Raw genomic sequence first — 25,020 nt, forward strand, 5'->3', positions numbered from 1 at the left:
TCAGGACACTATGCGTTTAAGCAGCTTAAAACTATCAGGCTTTAAATCTTTTGCCGACAGTAGCACATTACAATTTAAAAACAATCGTACTGCGGTTGTGGGGCCAAATGGATGTGGTAAATCCAATGTCATTGATGCGATCCGTTGGGTCATGGGGGAGTCTAGCGCGCGCCAGTTGCGCGGTGGAAGCATGCAAGATGTGATTTTCACAGGCACGGCAAAGCGTAAACCCGTGGGTATGGCAAGTGTCGAATTACGCTTTGAAAATACCTATGGCAAGTTAGGGGGGGCTTATAATGCCTATACTGAGCTTGCTGTGCGTCGCCAAGTCAACCGAGATGGAAAATCAGAATATTTCCTCAATGGCACCAAATGTCGACGACGTGATATTACCGATATATTTTTAGGGACAGGTTTAGGACCTCGTTCATACGCGATTATTGAACAGGGCATGATCAACCGTTTGGTCGATGCTAAACCTGATGAGATGCGAGTGTACATCGAAGAAGCCGCTGGGGTTTCTCGATACCAAGCACGCCGTCGTGAGACGATGCAACATTTAGACCATACCACGCAAAATTTAAGTCGTTTGGAGGATATAGCTTCCGAACTTAAATCGCAGTTAAAAACCTTAAAGCGCCAAGCTGAAACAGCGATTCAATACAAAGCTTTAGAAACTGAAATTCGTACTTTAAAAATCGAAATTTTGTCTTTTCAATGCCAACAAAGTCAGCGCATTCAACAAGAATACAGTACGCAAATGACTGACTTGGGTGAGCAATTCAAATTGGTGCGTTCCGAGCTGACCACGGTCGAGCATGATTTAGCTTCGACCAGTGAATTATTTCAACGCCTGATTCAACAATCGACACCCTTACAAAATGAATGGCAACACGCTGAGAAAAAACTGGCTGAGTTGAAAATGAATTTGGAACAGAAACAAAGTTTGTTCCAACAAAATACTGAAACTTTGGCACAACTTGAACAGCAGAAAATACACAGCAAAGAGCGGATACAGTTAATTGATTTGCAGCTTGAGAGCTTATATAGCCAACAAGAGATGCAGACTGAACATTTGCAATGCAGTGAAAGTGATGGACAGCAGTCCCAGCAACAATTTAACGATTTGAAAGCACAACATGCTCAAGCACAGCAAAGTTTTACTCAAATCAAAGCGCAGGTCGAAAAACAGCAACAACAACAAGCACAGATGTTGGCGCAGAGTGAACAATTGGCTAAAAATATCGTGCGAATAGAACAGCAAAAAGAAACCTTGAAGTCTCAGTCCATTCAGATTCAACAGCAGTATCAAGATCAAGACTTGGAGCAATTGAACCTCGATAAAGCCAAATATCAGATTCAAACTGAACACTCTGAACAGATGATTGCTGAGCAAAAGAACAAACTCGAAGCCATTCAGGCTCAGATCCAAACGCAAAAATCTCAAATTTCAGCTTTAAAGTCTGAAATACACGTGTTGTTATCTGAACAAAAAAACTTAAATCAGTTGGTGGTCAAAGTCTCAAAACAAAGTGATCAAAATGTCACGCAGTTGATGCAAGTATTGAAATTAAAGGATACTGCTAAACCGCATGCCAATTTGATTGAAAAATTTTTGGCAAAGTGGCTCTCCGCACAAGTGTTAGATCAAGATGGCGCATTTAAAGAAAATATTGCCCGTCAGATCAAAGCTCAACAGATCGATTTAAGTCATGGTGAAAAAATTCAACTCGGTGATTTGAGTTGTCTAGCCGATTGGATTGATTCTCCTGCTCATAGTCTGTGGAGTCAGGTGGCCATTTGTAAGGATTTACAGTCAGCTTTAGCACATCAATCAAAGCTGAACGTAGGTCAGTCAATTCTGAGTCTGGACGGCTATCATGTTGGTATAGATTGGGTCATCGGTTTATTCTTTGATGAAGCCAGTCAATCCACACAAGGCGCGCTGAGTCATCGCATACGTTTGGATGAAATTGATCAAGCTTTGGCTCAACTTGAACCACAACTGATCCAAGCTGAAACGGCTCTACCTCAACTCACTGCGCAAGCGTCGGAATTACAAACTGAACTACAAGCTTTGCAAAGCAATTTAAAAAATCAGCAAATCGAAGCTCAAAAATTAGATGTGTTAATTGCCAAACAGCAAACCGCAGTTCAGGCATTTGATGTGCAAAAGCAACAATTACAATCGCAATTGGCTCAGTTGGATGCACAACTTGAAGAAGATGCGATGCAAAAAGATGATCTTGAAATCGATTTGCATGCACTTAATCTCAAGCTTGAACAAAATCTTCCTGCCTATAAAACGCAACAATTCCAGTTGGAAGCATTGACCGATCAAGTCGAAGAGTTACAACAGCAGATTCAGCTGAAGCAACAAGATCTGGAAGCATCTCGCCGTTTAGCGGTTCAAAATCAACAGCAGATTGAATTGTTGGAAAAAGATGTTTCATTTTTAAAATCACAATATCAACAAATTTTGAGTCAAATTGAACAAGCGAAAAAGTTTGTCGACCCGATTCAGTTAGAATTGCCAAGCTTGCAAAGTCAATTTCATGAACAACTTCAAATCACTGAAAAATTGCAAAAAACATGGGCTGAATGGCAAGTTGAACTGAATAATGTTCAGTCTAAACAGCAAAACTTGACTGAGTTGCGTCATCAACATCAACAAAGTGACGAGACATTTAGAACGCAGTTAGAAGAAAAAAGACTGGCATGGCAAGTCGCAAAATCTGACTTACAGCATTATTCTGAACAATTGAAAGAACTGAATAGTGATGTGCTTGAAAATCTAAATATTGATCTGAATGGACATCAGATGAAATTGGAAAAATCTCAACACAGCTTCGAGAAAATTGGTGCGGTGAATTTAGCCGCATCAGAAGAATATGAAGAAGTCTCTAAAAGATTTGAAGAGTTAAGTCATCAAATTGAAGATTTAGAAAAGACCGTTGAGCAGTTGAAAGATGCAATGAAAAGCATTGATCAAGAAACTAAAAAGCTGTTTATGACCACTTTTGATCAGGTCAATAAAGAACTCGCAGAACTCTTTCCAAAAGTCTTTAATGGCGGTGAAGCAAGTTTAAGTCTTGAAGGTGATTGGCAGTCAGGGGTAAAACTCATGGCACGCCCACCAGGTAAACGGAATAGTTCGTTGGCACTTTTATCGGGTGGTGAAAAAGCGTTAACGGCTTTGGCTTTGGTTTTTGCGATCTTTAGATTGAACCCTGCACCATTCTGTGTGCTTGATGAAGTGGATGCACCATTGGATGATGCAAATGTAGGAAGATTCTGTAATTTGGTAAAAGAGCTTTCTGATCAGGTGCAATTCATTTACATTACCCATAATAAAGTTGCGATGACGATGGCAACAGATTTATTAGGTGTGACGATGCCTGAACCAGGTACATCGAAGCTCGTCACTGTGAATTTGGAAGATGCGAAAGAATACGGTTTAGTTGCGGAGTCATAATATGGAAATCAGTACAATTATTGGAATTGTGGTTGCAATCATCATTTGTGTTGTGGGTTTGAGAATGATGTTGCGTTCACCAAATGAAGCGCCACCATCATTGGAAGCTGAATTGCATATTAACGAAGACAGTAACATCCCGATTATTCCTCGCCATGTACGAGATCAACTACAGACTGAAACTGTTGAAGCCCAAACAGTAGCACGCATTGAGCCGAGTATTCAAAGCACTGAAAAATACGAACTCTTGAATAACAAGCAAGCGAATGATCAGCGAATGGTGGAACCAACGGCTGAGCAAGGCGCTGAAATAGCGATTCCACACGATTCATCTCGTACGAATACAGAAGTTAGCAGCGAGCAGAAAGTTAATTCTGAAAAAGCTCAAGTGGATCAAGCTTCGCAAGTTCAGACAACGTCAGTCCAAACAAAGACAGATCAAAAAGTAGAGCTGAGTGCCGAAGCTCAACATCCACCTGAACCAAGTGAAGCTGATACGACTAAAATTCTAAAAGAGCCTGAATTTTCTTTAAATCCAAATATTCAAACTGCTGAAATTAAGGATTATGAAGATGAAAGCAGTATTTTAGATGTGCACTTGCATGAACAACAACGCTTTGATGATGAAAGTGAGTTGGCAAGAGCTGAGCACATTATCAGTTTGAATGTATATCCAAATCCACGTAAAGCCTTGTCTGGTGATAAAACACTGAAAGTTTTGCTGAAATATGGTCTACGTTTTGGTGAAATGAATTGTTTCCACCGATATGAAGATCCTGAGAAGGTGAGTCCTTTGATGTTCTCTGTACTGCGTATCACTGAAGAAGGTCCTGCGGGCTTTGATCTTGAAGCCTTGTCTGTTGAACAAGTCAAAGGTTTAGCTTTCTTCTTGGCTTTACCACATCAAAATGTTCAAAAGGGTTACGACAGTATGGTCAGTATTGCAGGCTTAATTGCGCGTGAAACGGACGGTACGGTTTATGATGAAAATAATCTTGAATTTACGCCACAGCTCAAAGAGCATTGGCGTCATAAAGCCATCGACTATCGTTCTGGACAAGACGTTTGATTGAGTATTTAAATCGGATTTGAAAAAAATCGGCAATGCTGAGTGATGTAAACTCAGCATTGCCATAGCTCAATGACTGAATTGAGTTCAAACGATTTCAATAAAATGGTTATAATCAGCTCAGACGAATTTAGGCGGAATTTTCCGCCTTTTTATATGGTGAAATTTCATGGATCAAACTGCTGTATTGGCGCAAATGCGTCAGCTCATTCAACTGCTTGCACAACATAATCATGCCTATTATGTAATGGATCAGCCAACGATTGAAGACAGTGAATATGACCAATTATTTCATCAACTTAAAGCTTTAGAACAACAATATCCAAACCTGATTCAATCCGATACGCCGACCAATAAAGTGGGTGGAAAGGCGTTGTCTAAGTTTGAAAATATCACGCATGCCGTACCTATGCTGTCACTTGGCAATGTATTTAACCAAGAAGAACTTTATGCATTTGCACGTCGTATAGAAGAGCGCTTACCCAATCAAAAAATTCAATATGATGTTGAGCTAAAATTTGATGGTCTAGCGATTTCATTGTGGTATGAAAATGGAGTATTGACTCGTGCAGTGACACGTGGGGATGGTGAATCAGGCGAAGTGATTACTGAAAATGTCAAAACCATTCGTAACTTACCGAAAGTACTGAATTCGGATAAAGCACCTGTTCCAGCATTATTGGAAGTTCGTGGTGAAGTACTCATGCCGAAAGCAGGCTTTGAAAAATTAAATGCTGAAAATGAAGCGAAGGGTGAAAAAACTTTTGCCAATCCAAGGAATGCTGCAGCAGGAAGCTTACGTCAACTCGACCCAAGTATAGCGGCATCACGCCCATTGGCATTTTATGCCTATGGGATTGCACAGTGCGAACCACATCATGGGCAAACGACGATGTCGGCAAGCTTAGAATGGTTAACGCAGTTTGGCTTTGCGATTGGTGAACAGCATTTTGTCTGTGATTCTATTCAAGATGTACAAACTGCTTATGAAAAAATCAATGCAGAACGTCCAAACCTGAGTGTTGAAATTGATGGTATGGTCATCAAAGTTGATGATCTTAAACAACAAAAACAGCTTGGTTTCTTGAGTCGTGAGCCACGTTGGGCGACGGCTTATAAATTTCCTGCGGTCGCTGCTTTGACCACCGTGGATAACATTGATTGGCAAGTAGGGCGAACAGGGACTTTGACTCCTGTGGCACGTTTAAACCCAGTTGCCGTGGGTGGTGTAACGGTTTCAAATGTGACACTGCACAATATCGGAGAAATTCATCGTCTCGATGTACGTATAGGCGATACGGTAAGTGTTTATCGTAGTGGTGATGTGATTCCAAAGGTTGAAAAGGTTTGGCCTGAGTTCCGCCCTGTCGATGCTATAGAAGTGCATTTACCATCGAACTGTCCTGTATGTGATTCTCCAGTGGTGATGCCTGAGGGTGAAGCGCTTGCACGCTGTTCAGGTGGTTTATATTGTGCGGCACAGCGTATTGAGGCAATTCGACACTTTGTTTCGCGTAAAGCCATGGATATTGAAGGTTTGGGAGATCGTTGGGCGGAGTCTTTATTGCATTTAGATTTACTCAAAGATGTTGCTGATATTTACCACTTACACACACATCGTGAAAAGTTATTGACCATTGAAAAAATGGGTGAAAAATCAGTTCAAAATTTAATTGATTCGATTGAAAACAGTAAGAAAACCACATTTGCGAGTTTTATTTTTGCATTGGGGATTCGTGGTGTGGGCGAAACAACGGCACGCATGCTTGCAAATACCTTCCAAACTTTGGATGCGCTGAAAGCAGCGGATCTTGACGCGTTGAAGAAGACGCCTGATGTTGGTGATATTACAGCTGAGTGGATTTTAGATTTTTTCCAAGCTGAGCATAATGTTGAAGTGGTGAATCGTTTAATCGAAGCCGGGATTCATTGGGATGCACCTGTTGCGCCTACACGTCAGCCGTTGAATGGTGAAAGTTGGGTGGTGACTGGAACTTTAAGTTCTATGGGGCGTGATGAAGCGACTCAGATGCTACAAGCTTTAGGTGCGCGTGTGAGCGGTAGTGTGTCCAGTAAAACCAAATGTGTCGTTGCAGGTGAAAAAGCAGGTTCAAAACTGGATAAAGCTGAAAAGCTCGGTGTGCCTGTGTTGGATGAACACGCATTTTTAGCGCTCATGGCTGAGTATGGACAGGGCATTGAGGGCTAAAATTTTTTAGAAAAATATTGACCTGCTCTATTGTGTTGATGGAGTAGGTCACTTGTTTGAGCTTAGGTAAAACAATCTAAATATAGAACTGATTTAAGCCACACTATAAGAAAGTTGCCTCGAACATAACCCATATATTAGCCTGCATATTTATGTATAGCCAAAGTTACATTAAGTTAACTGCTTTATTTTTAATCATAAATTATGATGTGCCCTCGGTTCGAATGTTTGTCTTCAGAACCTGTTCTTTATTCACCTCGTGTGAATGCTTTTAAGACCATTGTGGTCAATCACCTAAATTAAAAATGAAATGGGGGATTTATGCCTTCCAAAAATACATCTTGGTATTCCAATGTGAATCCAAATGTCTTTTTAAGTACAGTCATTATTATTGCGTTATTTCTCACCTTAGTGGTTTTAGCACCCAACGCTTTTGATCTTCTCACCAAACAATTGAATCAATGGATTACCGATTCTTTTAGCTGGTTCTATGTTTTATCTGTCGCTATTTTTCTGATTTTACTGATTTATATTGCGTTTTCAGACATGGGCAAAATTAAACTCGGTCCCGATCATAGCCAGCCGACCTATAGCAATGGTTCATGGTTCGCTATGCTGTTTACTGCGGGAATGGGCATTGGCTTAATGTTCTTTGGTGTTGCTGAACCTGTGATGCATTATGTCTCACCACCCGTCGGTGAAGGTGAGACGATATCAGCAGCACAACAAGCCATGCGTGTTACCTTTTTCCATTGGGGTTTTCATGCATGGGCGATCTACACCATTGTCGGTTTAGCATTAGCTTACTTTGCATATCGACATCATTTACCCTTAAAGATTCGCTCAGCACTATACCCGATCATTGGTAAGAAAATTTATGGCCCAATTGGGGATGCTGTAGATACCTTTGCCACCATCGGTACGGTATTTGGTGTGGCGACGACACTTGGCTTTGGTGTAACACAGATTAACTCAGGGCTAAATTATTTATTTGGTATAGAGCAATCATCAACGACGCAAATTTTTTTGGTGATGATTGTCAGCGCGATGGCATCACTGTCTGTATTTTTCGGATTAGACAAGGGAATTAAACGCTTATCAGAGCTTAATCTGATTTTGGCAGTTACCTTGTTGCTCTTTGTTTTCTTTGCCAGTTCAAGCATTTATTTATTACAAACTACGATTCAAAATGCAGGTCAGTATGTTTCTAATTTATTTAGTATGACTTTCAATCTCTATGCCTATCAACCAAATGGCTGGATTGGTGGTTGGACCATTATGTACTGGGCATGGTGGATTTCATGGTCACCCTTTGTCGGGATGTTTATTGCCCGGGTCTCAGAAGGGCGGAGTATTCGAGAGTTTATCGTGGGAGTATTGCTTATTCCGTCAGGCTTTACCCTGATTTGGATGGGCTTTATGGGTAATGCTGCACTGTATAGCATTTTGCATGAAGCCAACCATGGACTGGTCACTGCGGTTCAAACGGATTCCTCTGTTGCACTGTTTGAGTTTTTACAAACGCTTCCATTCTCTTCTGTCATGAGTTTAGTTGCTACCTTATTGATCATGTTGTTTTTTGTCACCTCAGCGGATTCAGGTGCTTTAGTCACAGATTATCTCACTGCAAAATCTGATCAATCTCCAGCTTGGCAACGTTTATTTTGGACATTCTTGATGGCGTTTCTTGCGATCGTTTTGCTTTTAGTGGGTGGCTTAAGCGCCTTGCAATCTGCAACGATGATGAGTGCCTTGCCTTTTACATTGATCATGTTGTTTATCAGTTGGGGTTTGCTGAAAGCCTTAAAACTGGATGTCACCAAAATGTATGCACTTCAAGATGCGAGAATCACACCGCGAGCGATTCAAACACCACGTAGTTGGCAACAACGTTTAGGCTTGATTATGCATTATCCGCATAGTGAAGCTGAAGTGCGCCATTATATTGATATTGAAGTAAAGTCTGCTTTTGAAAGTGTACAAGTCGAATTTGAACGACGTTACTTAAACGTGACTATTGAGACCATTGAAAATGGTTTGGCATTAAAAGTGGATCATCACAATGAAGTGAATTTTATCTATCAAGTGGTGGCTCGTGAGACTTTACCGCCAAGCTTCATGCCTGAATCGAGTGAAGAAAATATTCGATATTTTCAAGCGGAAGTGTTCTTGCGAGAAGGTGGTCAGGCCTATGATGTGATGGATTGGACGCGGGAGGATTTACTTCAAGACATCATTGATCAATATGAGCGTCATTTGCATTTCCTGAGCTTGGTGCGCACACCTGATTAAACATCGTCAACTCTAAAATTTTTAAAGTTGATTTACATGTTCTAAATCATTGTTATGATTAAGTAAATGTACCGTAACTTACGGTACATTTTTCTCGTCAAATTGAGAAACTTTAACTAAAACTTTTCCTTGGTTATTGCCAGATAATAAGCGGATAAAAGCATCAGGAGCTGCTTCAATCCCCTCAAAAATGTCTTCTTGATTTGTGATTAGATCGTTCTTAAACCAATAGCTTACATCTTTAATGAAATTGTCATAATGCGTGGAATAATAATCTGTAATGATATAGGGAGTGAGTTTTAATTGTTTTAATAAAACATCATAAAGAAATTCAGAAAGTTTTATTTGTCCATGTGGTAATGGTTGCTGATTATAGTACGAAATTAAACCACATAATGGTATACGTGCACTCAAATTGAGTCGTGGAAAGATCGTTTCTAGAACACGACCACCAACATTTTCAAAGTACACATCAATTCCATTAGGAGTAGATTGTTCAAGTAGTGATTCAAAATTTGGATCTTTATAATCAAGACATTGGTCAAATCCAAACTTTTCAACGACAAATCGACATTTTTCCTTGCCACCAGCAATACCAATGACTCTAGCTCCATTAATTTTTGCTATCTGTCCTGCAACTGAACCAATCGCGCCTGCTGCAGAAGAGATCACAACAGTTTCTCCTTTTTTAGGTTGGCCAATTTCTACCATTCCATAATAGGCAGTAAATGCAGGTAAGCCAAATAGGCTGAGGGCCAAGGAAAGCTTTGGAATATCTTTATTAATCTTTTGTATATCCTTTCCATCAGATATTGAATATTTTTGCCATCCAGAATTGGCTAAAACAATATCACCAACTTTAAAATTTGAGTTTTGAGAGTTTTCAACGACACTGATGGTCGACCCAATTATCACATCTCCAATTTTCAAAGGCGTGACATAAGTTTGATGTGTTTCGAAAAACTCATCCATACGATTTCTCATATAGGGATCAAGTGATAAATATAAGGTTCTTAACAGTATTTGACCTGTTTTTAGCTTAGGGACAGTAGAAGTTTTAATTAAAAAGTCATTTTTATTTGGAAGACTAACTGGTCTTTTATTTAAAGTGACCATGATATTGTCTGAAGGTGAATGTTCCATATCTAAGCCCAATAAAACGTCTAATTATGGACTCTAAACTAATATATTTATCTTGGGAGAGATGTTTTTGGAACAATGTATTCTGTAAATGGGTCTGTAAAATTTAGTAAACGGATTGTTTGCTTAATATATTTTTTAATTAATGCGAATCACGGATAAGGATTCTTCTTTAAAATCATAATATAAATATAATTTATGATTAATTTTTAGCGCTATCAGATCAAGGCACAGACTTTTTGATGATCAAAATGATGGATAAGCCTCAAGATGAATGGTCTTATTTTCTTAAGCAGGATTCGGGTTAATTAAATATTACTCACAATTGTAATTAAAAAAAAGCCCTCAACGAGGACTTTAAATAAGGTTTTTATGCACGATTTTTGACAATCCCATCGTCAATCAATTGTTGGAAATGTTCAATCAAACTGTTCTCAACTTCACGATATTCTATTCCTAGTTCATCTTTACTCTTCTGTGCATTGAAGTAGATTGGATAACCGACATTCAGCTCGACATACTTACGTGAATGTCCAAGAAAAGGTCCGACAGCTTTGATGAGAAACTTTGGCGTTTCCATTTTAGGGAAGGGATATTTTGATCCAAAATGTTGGGCTAAGATTTGTCCCATTTCCAATATAGATAATGATTTCGCACTAATAATATAGCGACCCTTCGCATCTGATTTAAATGCAGCGATTAAATGTGCATCGGCCACATCTCGGACATCAACCAAAGCGCTCCATAGTTTGGGAACGCCAAAACGCGTTACACCACTGCCAAATTGTTGAAGCACTTCAACGCTACCGGATTTAGTCATAGGAGTAAGCGAAGGGCCAATCACCAATGCAGGGTTTACACAGACCAAATCCCAACGTGATTGCGCTTTTTGCATTTGCCATGCTTTACGTTCAGCAGCCACTTTAGAATAATAATAGGGCTGATGTTCAGGAGAGCTGGTGGTATTCCAATGGCTTTCGTCAAAGGCATTATTTTCAGTTTTTAAGATATCAATTGCATCGCCATAGGTTGAAGCAATACTCGAAGTCACCACGACACGCTTAACAGATTCAGTGCGATTGACACTGTTTAAAACATTAATTGTGCCTTTTACTGCTGGATCGACTAAATCTGCAATCGGGTCTTTAAAGTTGGTCACTAGAAAAGGAGATGCCATGTGAATCACGACTTCGCAGCCTTGCATAGCCTCGTCAAATGAGCCTTCATCAAGGAGATTGGCTTTGAATAATTTGAGATTGGCATTGAGTTCTTGAGCAATTTTTTCTAGATGAGCAAAACTAGCAGTTTTATTTAAATCACGAACTGTCGCGTGAACGGTGTGACCTTGCTCAAGTAATTTTTGAATCACCCAACTTGCAATGTAACCTGTTGCTCCTGTGACTAAAATGGGTGTTGTTATTGTCTTGGTATTCATATTCATCAACTTTGATTCATCAACTTTGTTTTTATCATATTGAGAATCTCAAGATTTGTCTGTGATTAATTTGATCAGCTTTTCATATTGCCCCATTTATTTTTGTTCAAATAAAGCATTGGCACCGTCGCCTGTACATAGCTCAGCCTATATCATTATGTTTATATACCGAATATCTAAAAGCCTGTTTGATGAATTGGCAATTGTAACTGAATGAAAGTTTTTGATCGTCATCGTGAATTGAATTCACGTACAATGTCAGTTCTTACGCAGGATTAAATCCTGTATCACCAGATTATTCTCGTCCTTCGTTGATTATTGGCAAAAAAATGGCGCAAGCAAAGAAATTATTTCCGAAACAAAAATCGGAATTACATGTACGGAACTTACATCGCAGTCGTTACGATTTTCCTCAGCTGATTAAAAGTTGTTCTGAACTTGCTCCTTTTGTATCACTGAATAAATATGATGATCTTTCCGTTGATTTTTCTGATCCTGACGCAGTGAAAACGCTGAATAAAGCCCTGCTTAAGCATTATTACCACATTCAACATTGGGATATTCCTCAGGGTTTTCTTTGCCCGCCAATTCCCGGGCGAGCAGACTATATTCATTATTTGGCTGACCTAATTGGTGGGAGTAATGGCGATCAGATACCCCAAGGGCATAAAGTTCATGTACTCGATATTGGTGTTGGGGCGAACTGCATTTATCCTATAATTGGTCATCGTAGTTATGGTTGGAAATTTGTCGGATCGGACATTCATCCTGCATCGGTGAGTAGTGCTCAGCTCATTACACAAGCCAACTCTAATCTAAGCAAGGGGATTCATATTCGTTTGCAAAAATCGCCTCAAAATATTTTTAAAGGCATCATCAAGCCCACGGATCGTTTTGATCTGACTTTGTGTAATCCACCGTTTCATGCTTCGCAAGAAGAAGCCAAGGCTACAGCATCGAAGAAACTGCATAATCTTGGCAAGCGGGAGAATGGTAAGTCAGTCTTGAACTTTGGCGGTCAAAAAAATGAGTTATGGTGTGACGGTGGAGAAGAACGTTTCGTATGCCAAATGGTTGAAGAAAGTTCAGTCTTTAGTCAGCAGTGTTTCTGGTTTACTACGCTCGTATCGAAAAAGACCACTTTACCATCGCTGTTAAAAGCCTTACAACGTATTGGTGCTTTGGAAGTCCAAACGATTCAGATGGCTCAAGGGCAAAAAGAGAGCCGTTTTGTGGCTTGGACGTTCTTGAATAAACAGCAACAACAAGATTGGAAGCAGACTCATTGGCGCTAAGCTCAATTCGATGAATTTTTTGCTATTGGACGCTGGGTTTTGCCATTAGTTGGCTTAATTCTTAATTAAGGTAAAAATTTGCCTAAGTATTGCAGTATTGCTGATGTGGTCGTTCAATTTAAACTTTTTCATATACGGTAAGATGAACAGGCACAGCCAAGATTTTGAATTTGGTTACAAAAAATCAATACTACATAAAAATAGTTTTATCGGAAAATTTCTGCCCTGTAACTAATGCAAGATGTTCTTTTATATATGTTAATTCGATATTTGATGTGTGTAAATGCGTATGTTTCTCATTTTTATTTTATATAAATCATGGGTTTACATTTTTTTAATCTTTGCAAAATATCACCGTTTTCATCATAATGTCCACAAAGAAATGGAGATAATGAAATGCGTGGCAATCCAGAAGTTGTAGATTATCTGAATATGTTGATCGGTGGTGAGCTGGCTGCACGTGATCAATATCTGATCCATTCGCGTATGTATGAAGATTGGGGCTTAAGCAAGATCTTCGAGCGTATCGATCATGAAATGCAAGAAGAAGCACAGCATGCTGATGCGATCATTCGTCGTGTACTTTTCTTGGAAGGTACGCCAAATATGAATCGTGAAGATATTGATGTTGGCGAAGATGTGGTGAGCTGTTTAAAAGCGGATTTAAAACTTGAATATGAAGTACGTGAGAAACTTGCACAAGGTGTAAAGCTGTGTGAAGAAAAAGGCGATTACGTTACCCGTGATATGCTACGTCAACAAATGTCAGATACTGAAGAAGATCACACCTATTGGCTTGAAAAGCAATTACGTTTGATTGAGTTGATTGGTTTGCAAAACTATATTCAATCACAAATGTAATTTTGGCTGTCATATGCTCTAAAGTGTAGATAAAGTACCCATTTGAAAGCTCAATGAAAGTTGGGCTTTTTTCATGTCGGGACTTTTATTTTGTTTCTGAGTGCTTTATCGCAAGCGTTCTAAATAACAGCAGTGCATGAAAGATATTTAAGGATAATCACAAATTTTGACTATTAATCTCAAAGTGTTCGCTATATTTTAAGTGTTCATTCAGCACACAAAAAGAGAATAAAATGGATGTGGGTGCAGTACTCATTGAGCTAAAACAAGATCGCTTGAAACAAATAAATGATTGGCAAAAAGAATTAGAAAATAGAAAAATAGAAGCGATTGAAACACTTAAAGCAGAAGGTGTCTTGATTGAATCTTGGTTTTATTTAAATTTAGAGGCTAAGGATTATCTTATTGCTTATATGCGCGCCCACGATATTGCAAAGGCACAACAGATTGGTCGTAGCAGCACCTTCGAGATCGATCAGGTTCATAAACAGTTTAAGACAAATTGGTTCAAGGTTTATCCAGCTAAACTGTTACTCGATTTAGAAAATAATGAATAAAATGTGTATTTAATTTGCGAATCTTTTTAAAGCACACACTTAATGTTAAGAATTCTTTCTTCGTCACTATCATTTAATACACTGAATTTTGTCGTTATTTCACAATGTAGTTGTGGTTAAGACTTTATATAGTAATAACAAATGAGGATAACGAGTTTGAAGGGATGCAGAAGATATTACTTATCACGGGGTGGGCTGTAGGGACGCAGCCATTACAAGCGCTGAAAGATGCACTGATTCAAAAAGGTTTTGAGGTTGAATTGATCAATATATTTAATGGTTTTGATGCCGATGATTTCATCAAACATGTAAAGCTTGCTGAGCAATTTGATGTGATTATGGGCTGGTCCTTAGGTGGACAGCTTGCGACAAAGCTTGCGCAACACATCCATGAGCAGACAGGGGAATTGAAAGCTTTGATCACTTTGGCCAGTAATCCTTGTTTCATTGCCAATGATACATGGGGGATTGGAATGGAGAATTCTACCTTTTTAAGTTTTAAAAGCGCATTTGAGAAAAACCCTATAACCACTTTAAAGCGTTTCTGTTACTTGGTGACTCAAGGGCGTAGTAATGCAAAATTAGACTGGCAAAAATTACAAAGTTCGGTAAATGACGAGGAACTTGCGCTGAAAAGTTGTGGTTTAGAGATGTTGGAGCAATTCAATACTGTTGACACTATCCAAAATTATCCCGGAAGTCAGTTACATGTCTTTGCTGAGGCTGATGGTCTAGTTAGTTACAAAATTATGGATAATTTTAGAAAATTAGGCGCAAAGTTTTTAAATGTAGATTCCGTTCATGGATCGCATGGATTTCCAGTTTTCCAATATGAAGCCTTAAGTGACAAAATCACTCAATATTTAAAACGACTCGAGAAAAGTTAATCAAGATTGTCCGATCAGGCAATACCTTAATCTTTATGTGCACGTTATGATCAAAAAAGCATAAAGAAATGAGTCAAATTAGGAATGACGGATAGTTTTGATCAAGCACATCTCTGGCATCCATATACTTCGATGCTTGATCCATTGCCAACCTATAAAGTGAAGCAGGCATATGGCGCGACGATTGAGTTAGAAGATGGTCGCCAGTTGATTGATGGGATGTCATCTTGGTGGTGTGCGATTCATGGTTATAACCATGCTGATTTAAATCAAGCTGCAATTGATCAACTGCAAAAGATGTCGCATATCATGTTTGGTGGACTCACCCATGATCCCGCGATTGAATTGGGTAAACTGTTATTAAAAATCACACCACCCAATCTCGACAAAATTTTCTATGCAGATTCTGGTTCAGTTGCAGTAGAAATTGCACTGAAAATGGCAGTGCAATATTGGACTGCTCAAGGTTTAACACATAAAACCAATTTTATAACACCACGCTCGGGTTACCACGGTGACACGTGGAATGCTATGTCTGTCTGTGATCCTGTGACAGGAATGCATCAAGTGTTTGGTTCAAGCTTACCCAATCGTATTTTTGTCGATGCACCGTCTATAGGGTTTGATCAAACGTGGCATGCTTCCGAAATGACATCTTTCGAACAGATGATTCAGCAACATCATCAAACCATTGCTGCTTTCATTATTGAACCAATCGTTCAGGGTGCAGGGGGAATGCGTTTCTATCATCCTGAATATCTCAAAGCAGCCAAAAGACTGTGTGAACAATACAATATCTTGATGATTTTTGATGAAATCGCAACAGGATTTGGACGTACAGGAAAAATGTTCGCATGGGAACATACACAAGTTGCGCCTGATATTATGTGTATGGGTAAAGCCCTAACGGGTGGCTATATGACACTCTCTGCGACACTAACCACTCAACATGTTGCTGAAACCATTAGTCGTGGTGAAGCTGGGGTGTTTATGCATGGTCCGACCTTTATGGCGAATCCTTTAGCCTGTGCTGTGGCTTTAAAAAGTACGCAATTACTGTTGTCACAAGATTGGCAAGCCAACATAAAGCGTATCGAAAACCATTTAAAAACTAAGCTGACCGTTTTAAATCATCTTGATCATGTCAATGATGTACGTGTATTGGGTGCAATCGGCGTAGTGGAATTAAAATTCGATGTGGATATGCGGTCATTACAACAGCAATTTGTAGAACGAGGTGTGTGGATTCGTCCTTTCGGAAAGCTGGTTTATGTCATGCCCCCTTATATCATTACTGAGCATGAACTTGAGTTTTTATTAACCCAGTTGGTCGATGTTGTTCAAAACATGCAGGAAGCGCTGTCATGAGTGTATTAGATCATTATGCATCGCATTTGGATGAGTTAAAAAAACAAGGGAATCTCAGACAATTCACTGCAAATATTCAATTGGGTCGTGATATTCAAATCAATGATCAACGAATGTTGAATCTTTCATCCAATGACTATTTGGGATTGGCGAGTGATGAGTCACTTCGGGAAGAGTTCTTTGACCTGACTCCCGTTTCAGAGCGACGAATGAGTTCTTCATCTTCACGCCTTTTAACAGGGAACTTTCCTGCATATAAACAACTTGAACATAGTTTAAGTCAGTTATTTGAAAATCGGTCTGCGCTGTTGTTTAACAGTGGCTATCACATGAATATCGGGATCTTGCCAGCCTTATGTGACAATAAAACATTGGTTTTGGCAGATAAGTTGGTACATGCCAGTTTGATTGATGGCATGCGACTTTCAACTGCGCAATATGTGCGTTATCGCCATAACGATCTTAAACATTTGGATGCACTATTAAGAAAATACCAAGCTGATCAAACTTTTGAGCGGATCATTATTGTCACTGAATCTATTTTTAGTATGGATGGTGATGAGGCGGATTTGGTTGCATTAGTGGCGCTTAAAAAACAATATTCGAATGTGATGCTCTATGTGGATGAAGCACATGCGATTGGTGTTCGAGGTGAGCAGGGTTTAGGCATCGTCGAACAGGCAAGTGTAATTCAAGATGTTGATTTTATCGTCGGAACATTTGGTAAGGCCTTAGCCTCTGTCGGTGGATATTTGATTTGTCATCCGATCATTCGAGATTTCTTGATCAATAAAATGCGCCCATTGATTTTTAGTACTGCACAGCCTCCGATGTGTATGGCATGGACAAACTTTATCTTACAGAAAGTGGTGAAGATGAATGATCAAAGACAGTATTTAAAACGTCTGAGTCATTCATTGAATATTCAAATTCTTGCAAAAAATTATGATTGTCCTTCGAGTAGCCAGATTGTCCCCGTGATCGTGGGGGATTCGATTCAAACCGTGGCGCTGGCCAATCAGCTACAACACGCAGGTTTCTATATCATGCCAGTACGCCCACCGACCGTTCCCCATGGTGGCTCTCGTTTGAGGATTTGTTTAAATACGCGAATTGATCAGCATGATCTTGACCGTCTTGTGGCTTTGCTCTGAGGTTTAAATGGAATTAGTTCATATCGATACGTTAGAGATCGCTAAGCGCTTTGCTCAAGCAGGGCAAAGTTATGATGAGCATGCCATTATTCAGAAAAAGATTGCGCTACGATTGATGCAATTGATGTCTAAATACCATTGTATAGATGGAGATCTAGCTCATCCAAAACGTATTCTTGAGATCGGTTGCGGATCAGGAAATCTGACCAAGCTCTATATGGAAAATCAAATCTTCAAAAGCATTTATCTCAATGATCTATATGCGGAAGTTAAACAACACTTTGAAACTGTGGGTTTAGAAGGAAACAGTTTTGAGGAAAATAGCTTCGAGTTTGAGGAAAATAGCTTCGAGATAAATAGACTTGAAAATCAGCACACAATCGAATGGCATATTGGCGATGCAGAGCAGATTAACTTTCCGAAAGAATTAGACCTGATCGTTTCAAGTTCAGTGATACAGTGGATGCACAATTTAGATGGTTTGTTAAAAAAGGTGAATCAAGCTTTATTAAAACAAGGACTGTTTTGCTTCTCGACCTTCGGTACGCAGAATTTAAAAGAAATAAAAGCCTTAACCCAACAGGGATTAAGTTATTACGACATGAGTGAGATTCAACTCAAACTAGAAGATCAAGGCTTTGAGATTTTACATATTTCAGAACAAGTCGATACTTTGAATTTTAAGCATCCAAAGGATGTGTTGCAGCATTTAAAAGCAACAGGGGTGACAGCTACGGCCAGTAAATTTCGTTGGACAAAGCAATCTTTAGAGAACTTTTACCAAGCGTATCGTCAATTTATCACGACCGATGAACATGAAAATCTGGTTTATCCTTTGAGTTATCATCCTATTTATGTGATTGCGCGGAGCGTGGTATGAGTGGTCAGATTTACTTTGTAAGTGGCATTGATACAGGGATTGGTAAGACTTATACGACAGGCTATCTCGCAAAGCGATGGTTTGAGCAAGGTCAAAATGTGATTACGCAGAAACTGATACAAACAGGTAATGATGGTATTTCTGAAGATATTGAGAAGCATCGTGACATTATGGGGCGTGGATGGTTTGCTGAAGACGATTCAAAACTCACAATGCCTGAAATCTTGAGTTATCCAGCTTCTCCACATTTAGCCACACAAATTGATGGACGAGATATTGATTTTAAAAAAATTGAAGAAGCGACTCAAAAACTTGCAGATACATTTGATGTGGTGTTATTGGAGGGTGCTGGTGGTTTGATGGTGCCACTCACAACTGAATTACTCACAATTGACTACTTGGTTGAAAAGAATTATCCGATTATTTTGGTTTCTTCAGGTCGATTGGGCAGTATTAATCATACCTTGTTGAGCTTAGAAGCAATTCAACACCGTGGATTAAATTTATTTGCCGTGGCTTATAACCTTAAAGATGAATCTCAAGATCCGAAAATTTCACAAGATACGGCTGCCTACTTAAAACGATATTTAGAATTACATTTTCCTCAAGCTCAATGGATCGATATTCCTGCGCTATAAGTTCTGTAGTCACAGATCAACGTATAAAAAAAGCCACTCATGAGAGTGGCTTTTTTTGATTATTTCTTGTCTGAAGCTGAAATACGCTCAGCAATTAGAACTTTTTGAAACCTTTATTCACTGTAAAAGGTTTGCGCTGTGTAAAGCGAGATTCTTCACGTTGCTGTGTTTCAGCAGTGTTTCCATTCTCTTCTTTACGCTCAAAGCGATTGCCACTGTTGTAGTTAGTGCTTTCATGGCGACGAGGTGCGCCTGTTGGGCGATCTTGACGGAAGCTACGATTGTCACTACGACCTGGCTCACCTGATGGACGATTGTCACGGCGCTGATCGAAATTTGGCTGACGAGAATCACGGCGGTTATCCGTATTCATAGGACGTGATTCACGACGGTTATCTGTATTCATTGGACGTGAGTCACGACGTTGGTCTGGACGAGATTCGCGGTTAAACTCAGGTTGAGCTTCACCTTCGTCACGGCGCTGTTGACGTAAGTATCCCCCACGACGTGCAGCAAGGGGTTTGTCTTGCATACGTTCGTTACGACGTTTCGCCATCCCAAACAAACCTGTACCTTGACGTGGTTTAAGCTCTACCGCTTTGGTCAAGTTGTCGATATCATTTTTATCCAATTCAACCCAACGACCAGTACGAAGTTCACGTGGCAAAATCACAGTACCGTAACGCGTACGTAATAAACGGCTTACTTTTAGGCCTTGTGATTCAAAGATACGACGTACTTCACGGTTACGACCTTCTTTTACAACCACTTGATACCAACGGTTAATCCCTTCACCACCAATTTCAGAGAACGATTCAAACTTGGCAGGACCGTCATCAAGAACAACACCTGTGGTCATGTTCTTTTTCAAAGCAGGTGTTACTTCACCCATCACACGAACCGCGTATTCACGCTCAATTTCGCTAGAAGGGTGCATTAAACGGTTTGCAAGCTCGCCGTCATTGGTAAACATCAAAAGACCAGTCGAGTTAATATCTAAACGACCCACCATTACCCAACGATCACCCGGAATTGAAGGTAATTGATCAAATACCGTTGGGCGATTTTCAGGGTCATTACGTGAACAAATTTCGCCTTCTGGTTTGTAATAAATCAAAACACGACGGCGAATTTCATCTTCAATTTGGAACGCAACTTTACGACCATCGATGCGAAGCTCATCGGTAGGTTCAATACGTTCACCCACTTGAGCAACTTGACCGTTGACACTAACACGACCAGCAGCAATGACTTCTTCCATATAACGGCGAGAGCCTAAGCCAACACGTGCTAATACCTTTTGCAATTTTTCACTCATAACAGCATAACCTTAGAAATAATCATCAACAGTTCACCTATTTAAGACATGGGTGCATGAGCATCCAAAGTCAAAAAAGCTTCCTTGGCATCCTGTAGGGGAGGCAATTGATCCAAAGAATTGAGACCAAAAGCATTTAAAAATTGTGGCGTTGTAACTAACAACGCGGGTCTTCCTGGAAGTTCACGGAACCCTGATTCTTTAATCCAGTTCCATTCGAATAACGTTCTCAATAATTGACTGTTATTCGTTACTCCACGTATCTGCTCAATATCAGCGCGGGTCACGGGCTGATGGTAAGCAATCACTGCTAATGTTTCTAACAATGAGGGTGATAATTTGGTTGGGCGTTCAGGCCATGTTTGAGCGATGGTACTGCGGTACTTTGCACGTACTTGAAAGCGAAAACCTTGAGCTGTTTCAACCAGCTCAATGGAACGACCATGTTGTAATACTGCAAGCTGTTGTAAATAAGCACGCAGTTGTTGCTTTGAATATTGGTTTTGAAACGCTTCTTTTAAACGAGCGACAGAGACAGGCGCATCACTTGCAAAAATAATCGCTTCCATTTGCATCAAGATTTCATGATGCGACTCATCGATATTAAATATTGTACTTTGATCGATCGTCATACATGTGATCCCTGAATCGTTAACGGGGACTCAATGCCTGAACTGACAATCTGAACTTTCTGCTGACGCGTCAGCTCTAAAATAGCCATAAATGTTACGACCATGCCCATACGACCTTGGCTCGGTTTAAGTAATTTTTTAAAACTCAGTACTTCACCGCTTTGAACCATATGTTCAATATAAGAAATACGTTCTTCCAGTAAAACAGGCTCTTGGACAATCTGATGAACTACAGGTTCTGGACGATTAAAGATGCAAAATAAGGCATCACGGAGCATGCTCACGTCATAACCTTCATTCACTGTCTCGATATGCCCAATAGACACATTGGTTAAATAGGTATCACGATCCAAAATAGGCATCTGACCCAAGCGTTCAGCGGCTTGTTTTACTCTTAAATAGGTTTCTAAACGATCAATCAGCTCTTGTTTGGGATCTTTTTCAATATGAATCGCTTTCGGTTTAGGCAGTAATAAACGAGACTTTAAATCTGCCAACAGTGCTGCCATCACCAAGTAATCCGCAGTCAGCTCAATATTTAACGATTTCATACTGTCGATATACGATAAATATTGGCTGGCAATCGGAGAGATATCCAATTGAAGGAGGTCAAAGCCATTTTTTTGAATCAGGTAAATCAGAAAATCGAGTGGTCCTTCGAAATGTTCTAATAGAATTTCGAATGCTGCAGGCGGAATGTATAAATCTTCAGGAAGATCTTCTTGCCACTCATCCATGACACGGATGTGTGAAGAAGGCTCCATCGAATTATGGATTGCTTGAGTCATTACAGTTATTAGCCACGCGAATTTTCAAAAGCATGTTGAGCGATTCAGGAGATCACTTATCGAAATCAGTAAAAAGGACAGTGATTCGAATTGCATAAAAAGAATAGGTCTATTCTAAATGAAAAAGCCCGATGAATAAATTGAAAATAGCGGTTTTTACGATAAAAAGTATTAAATAAAGTACTCGAGCTTCAAATTAGATCGAAGTTGATGTTTTGTAAGTGTGTTTTGGTTATTATTTTCAATAAGATACTAGATAAATATTCATAAAAACTGCAAAATTGAGACTTTGGTCATATTTATAAAGAATAAAAATGTTTGAATATCTAAAAACAGAATTAAATGAATTTAACCAAGTGGTTGGGGCACCTGTTGAAACGGATGAAATTGATAAATTTCATGCAGAGCAACTGAATGGTCGTTGGTGCAAAATCATTCCAGTGAATAGCATCTCGGAAGAAGATGAAGATAGCGCTTTTAGAAATATTTGGCGAACTTTGGATCGAGATACTGAGTTAGAAAATGCAAAAGCCATTTGGACATATATGCGTTATGACGGTTTCAATACGCAGGATGATCTCAAGGCAAGTTTAAAAACTGAATTTGGTTTAAAGCAGGCACAACACTACTTGGTGCAAGTAGGACATCAGTATTGGGGCTGGATGGGTTTGATCAATATTGATGAGCTGAATCGTAAAGCTGAAATTGGTAATCTCTTTTTTTCTGAGCAGTTACGTCATACCACAGCAGCAACCGAGGCGGTTTATTTATTACTCAATCAATGCTTCGAATACGGATTCCGTAAAGTTGAATGGCGCTGCGATGAATCCAATGAGGCTTCAGTAAATGCTGCGGTACGTTTTGGTTTCTTATACGAAGGGACGCTGAGACAAGATCGAATCGTCAAAGGTCGTAACCGAAACACAGCTTGCTTTTCAATTTTGGATGAAGAATGGCAAAAACTGAAACTGGCTTTTGAAGATTGGTTGAAACAAGACAATTTTAATCTAGAGCGTGAGCAAAAAAATCGACTAGAAGATTTTATGAAGCTTTATCCAATCACAGGACGTAAAGATAAAAAATAGAATGTGTAGGTTAACCCGAATCAACGATAAGAATTTTCCTTTAAAATCATAGGATAAGCGTAATTTTATGATTGATTTTTAACTTTATCAGACCAAAGGGCGGACTTTTTTATGATCAAAATCATGGGGGAGTCTCAATATGAATCTTCTCATTTCCTTAAGCAGGATTCGAGTGAGGTTAAGATACTGACCCAATCAAAAGCCATCTAGAAAGATGGCTTTTTTTATTTAAATGATGATTCAGCTCAGAGTGCTTAAAGATTATAATATCTTGAAAAGTGCTTACTCAAAAGCGCTGACATCACCTACACCGCGACGTACCACTACAGGGGTATCACCAGATAAATCTACAATACTGGTTGTGGTTAAAGTCCCGAGTCCACTGTCGATAAACACATCAATGCGCTTTTCTAGTTGCAGCTTGATGTCATAAGGATCATCTAGAGGTTCATTTTGATCAGGCAGAATTAATGTACTGGTCAAGAGGGGTTCACCCAGTTCTTTGAGGAGCATTTGGCAAATCGTATTACTCGGGACACGCAGACCGATAGTCTTCTTTTTAGGATGCATTAAGCGTTTCGGCACTTCACTGGTTGCAGGCAAAATATAAGTCGTGACAGCAGGGGTGTTGTGTTTAAGTAATCGATACATTGCATTGTCGACTTTGGCGTAAGTGGCAATATCTGAAAGATCGGCACAGATAATGGCGTATTGGTGCTTTTCACCTAAGCCACGAATCTGTGCAATACGTGCCATAGCTGTTTTATTTCCGATCTGACAGCCAATCGCATAGGCAGCATCCGTTGGATAGACCACGACATCGCCTGCGCGAATGCGTTCGACAGCTTGGCTAATGAGTCGAGGTTGAGGATTGTCAGGATGTACTCTTAAATGCAGCATAATGATTCTCCTGATGTGATTATTATATTAAGTATCTGTAAATATATTTGCGGCTTAAAACTAATCATTTTGTAGCACTTGCTTAGTACCTTCAATCAGTGCAACACAGAGCAAAAAACAGAGTGCTTTTGTTCAATGGCGGATGGTGCACAATTTCATTATTACCTGAGTCAGGTCATGGTTCAATTGATCAATGTGGATTTTTCACCATTTAAATCACCTCTCATCCATTCAATCAATTTAAATGGTTACTCTTTTAGATGATAAACCATCTTGAGCACATCCATAGTACATATGCATTAGTCTAACATTTCACGCTTAAATTCATCAGCACGTAGCGGTTGACCTGCTCGACAGCAGAGACAAATACAATGAATAAAATGCGCTGCATCACGAGGTAGCTTAGCTTCACCACTAAAATATTTTTGTAGTTGCGCGAAGACGTTATCTTTAAAGGTTGCGCCATTTCCTGCATCACCTGTGAGGTTGTCCAGTGATACACGGAACTTACGACCAAAGGCTTGTGCGAATAACCATTCAATCGCTTGCGGTTTAATTTCAACCTGCTCAAATAAGGCTTGTTGCTCAGCGGTACGTCCATCGGGGGCATACCAATAGCCTAAATCGGCAAGTTTTCGACGTTCATCACCCGCAATCGTCCAATGGCTAATTTCATGTAAAGCACTATTAAAAAAACCATGTGCAAATTGAATGCGAGCTGAAGTAGTTGATGTTGCAGGAAAATATTCAGGTTCAAAATCACCTTTGATCAAAGTGACATTTAAGTGGGAAAACCAATGATTAAAGTGTAAGATAAGCCACTCTACCTGTAGCGCTTCTGTTTGCAGATTTACCCAAGGTGCGAGTTGCACGCGGTCTAAGTAATCGGCTAAAGCTGAAGGCATAGGATAGTTTAACTGTAATGAAGTGGTGACTTCAGGTTGCGGCTGCAACTGATGCATGACTTGTATTACCCAAATGATCTGTCTGAATAAGTACAAAATTGTATCTTAATCTTTGACAGAGTACTTATGAAT

The 25,020-nt window shown here is 39.6% G+C and carries 19 protein-coding genes and 1 pseudogene; 13 read left to right on the plus strand and 7 right to left on the minus strand.

Annotation, left to right across the window (positions count from 1 at the left end):
• Positions 1 to 10 precede the first annotated feature (10 nt).
• From smc to AC5YCE_RS12215, 4 genes are all read left to right on the plus strand, one after another.
• On the plus strand, positions 11 to 3,475 hold the full coding sequence (smc, locus tag AC5YCE_RS12200) for a chromosome segregation protein SMC (RefSeq protein ID WP_496172224.1): 3,465 nt from the start codon (positions 11 to 13) through the stop codon (positions 3,473 to 3,475).
• Between the two features lies 1 nt (position 3,476).
• Positions 3,477 to 4,544, plus strand: a complete 1,068-nt coding sequence (locus tag AC5YCE_RS12205) for a cell division protein ZipA C-terminal FtsZ-binding domain-containing protein (RefSeq protein WP_496172225.1) — start codon at positions 3,477 to 3,479, stop codon at positions 4,542 to 4,544.
• A 169-nt stretch (positions 4,545 to 4,713) separates the two neighbouring features.
• Positions 4,714 to 6,753, plus strand: a complete 2,040-nt coding sequence (ligA, locus tag AC5YCE_RS12210) for an NAD-dependent DNA ligase LigA (protein ID WP_496172226.1) — start codon at positions 4,714 to 4,716, stop codon at positions 6,751 to 6,753.
• Positions 6,754 to 7,074: 321 nt separating this feature from the next.
• Positions 7,075 to 9,045, plus strand: coding sequence for a glycine betaine transporter (locus tag AC5YCE_RS12215; protein ID WP_496124432.1), 1,971 nt, complete (start codon positions 7,075 to 7,077; stop codon positions 9,043 to 9,045).
• 78 nt (positions 9,046 to 9,123) lie between these two features.
• Here AC5YCE_RS12215 and curA read toward each other — a convergent pair whose 3' ends face one another.
• Both curA and AC5YCE_RS12225 read right to left on the minus strand, forming a co-directional pair.
• Positions 9,124 to 10,188 carry an NADPH-dependent curcumin/dihydrocurcumin reductase gene (gene curA, locus AC5YCE_RS12220; protein WP_496172227.1) on the minus strand — a complete coding sequence of 355 codons (1,065 nt, stop codon included), beginning with the start codon at positions 10,186 to 10,188 and terminating at the stop codon, positions 9,124 to 9,126.
• Between the two features lie 367 nt (positions 10,189 to 10,555).
• Positions 10,556 to 11,620, minus strand: a complete 1,065-nt coding sequence (locus AC5YCE_RS12225) for an SDR family oxidoreductase (RefSeq protein WP_496172228.1) — start codon at positions 11,618 to 11,620, stop codon at positions 10,556 to 10,558.
• A 329-nt stretch (positions 11,621 to 11,949) separates the two neighbouring features.
• Between AC5YCE_RS12225 and rlmF the strand changes: the two genes are divergently transcribed.
• From rlmF to bioD, 8 genes are all read left to right on the plus strand, one after another.
• Positions 11,950 to 12,915, plus strand: coding sequence for a 23S rRNA (adenine(1618)-N(6))-methyltransferase RlmF (gene rlmF, locus AC5YCE_RS12230; protein WP_496172229.1), 966 nt, complete (start codon positions 11,950 to 11,952; stop codon positions 12,913 to 12,915).
• A 396-nt stretch (positions 12,916 to 13,311) separates the two neighbouring features.
• Positions 13,312 to 13,776: a heteropolymeric bacterioferritin subunit Ftn gene (ftn, locus tag AC5YCE_RS12235; protein WP_496172230.1), complete on the plus strand. Its 465-nt coding sequence runs from the start codon at positions 13,312 to 13,314 to the stop codon at positions 13,774 to 13,776.
• A gap of 233 nt (positions 13,777 to 14,009) precedes the next feature.
• Positions 14,010 to 14,333: a DUF6176 family protein gene (locus AC5YCE_RS12240; protein ID WP_496124437.1), complete on the plus strand. Its 324-nt coding sequence runs from the start codon at positions 14,010 to 14,012 to the stop codon at positions 14,331 to 14,333.
• Between the two features lie 164 nt (positions 14,334 to 14,497).
• Positions 14,498 to 15,220: an alpha/beta hydrolase family protein gene (locus AC5YCE_RS12245; RefSeq protein ID WP_496172231.1), complete on the plus strand. Its 723-nt coding sequence runs from the start codon at positions 14,498 to 14,500 to the stop codon at positions 15,218 to 15,220.
• An 84-nt stretch (positions 15,221 to 15,304) separates the two neighbouring features.
• Positions 15,305 to 16,588, plus strand: a complete 1,284-nt coding sequence (gene bioA / locus AC5YCE_RS12250; protein WP_496172232.1) for an adenosylmethionine--8-amino-7-oxononanoate transaminase — start codon at positions 15,305 to 15,307, stop codon at positions 16,586 to 16,588.
• A complete protein-coding gene (locus tag AC5YCE_RS12255; protein ID WP_496172233.1) occupies positions 16,585 to 17,742 on the plus strand; it encodes an 8-amino-7-oxononanoate synthase in 1,158 nt (385 codons plus the stop codon). The genes bioA and AC5YCE_RS12255 overlap by 4 nt, the downstream gene beginning before the upstream one ends.
• Positions 17,743 to 17,749: 7 nt before the next feature.
• Entirely contained in the window at positions 17,750 to 18,622 is an 873-nt protein-coding gene (gene bioC / locus AC5YCE_RS12260) for a malonyl-ACP O-methyltransferase BioC (protein ID WP_496172234.1), read from the plus strand.
• A complete protein-coding gene (gene bioD, locus AC5YCE_RS12265; RefSeq protein WP_496172235.1) occupies positions 18,619 to 19,260 on the plus strand; it encodes a dethiobiotin synthase in 642 nt (213 codons plus the stop codon). Before bioC ends, bioD begins: the two co-directional genes overlap by 4 nt.
• Before the next feature lie 352 nt (positions 19,261 to 19,612).
• Here the strand turns inward: bioD and rluB are convergent.
• From rluB to AC5YCE_RS12280, 3 genes and pseudogenes are all read right to left on the minus strand, one after another.
• Positions 19,613 to 20,578: pseudogene (gene rluB, locus AC5YCE_RS12270) on the minus strand (23S rRNA pseudouridine(2605) synthase RluB); the annotation flags it as partial.
• Between the two features lie 41 nt (positions 20,579 to 20,619).
• Entirely contained in the window at positions 20,620 to 21,210 is a 591-nt protein-coding gene (scpB, locus tag AC5YCE_RS12275) for an SMC-Scp complex subunit ScpB (protein ID WP_496172236.1), read from the minus strand.
• Complete coding sequence (locus AC5YCE_RS12280; RefSeq protein ID WP_496172237.1) at positions 21,207 to 21,998, minus strand: segregation and condensation protein A; 792 nt, start codon at positions 21,996 to 21,998, stop codon at positions 21,207 to 21,209. The genes scpB and AC5YCE_RS12280 overlap by 4 nt, the downstream gene beginning before the upstream one ends.
• Positions 21,999 to 22,312: 314 nt before the next feature.
• Here AC5YCE_RS12280 and AC5YCE_RS12285 point away from each other — a divergent pair, with 314 nt between their 5' ends.
• Entirely contained in the window at positions 22,313 to 23,083 is a 771-nt protein-coding gene (locus AC5YCE_RS12285; RefSeq protein WP_496172238.1) for a GNAT family N-acetyltransferase, read from the plus strand.
• A gap of 282 nt (positions 23,084 to 23,365) precedes the next feature.
• Here the strand turns inward: AC5YCE_RS12285 and AC5YCE_RS12290 are convergent, their stop codons facing one another.
• Both AC5YCE_RS12290 and AC5YCE_RS12295 read right to left on the minus strand, forming a co-directional pair.
• Positions 23,366 to 23,983: an L-threonylcarbamoyladenylate synthase gene (locus tag AC5YCE_RS12290; protein ID WP_496172239.1), complete on the minus strand. Its 618-nt coding sequence runs from the start codon at positions 23,981 to 23,983 to the stop codon at positions 23,366 to 23,368.
• A 299-nt stretch (positions 23,984 to 24,282) separates the two neighbouring features.
• Entirely contained in the window at positions 24,283 to 24,945 is a 663-nt protein-coding gene (locus AC5YCE_RS12295) for an elongation factor P hydroxylase (RefSeq protein ID WP_496124447.1), read from the minus strand.
• Positions 24,946 to 25,020 lie beyond the last annotated feature (75 nt).

This window comes from Acinetobacter sp. CY79 (genome assembly GCF_059515845.1).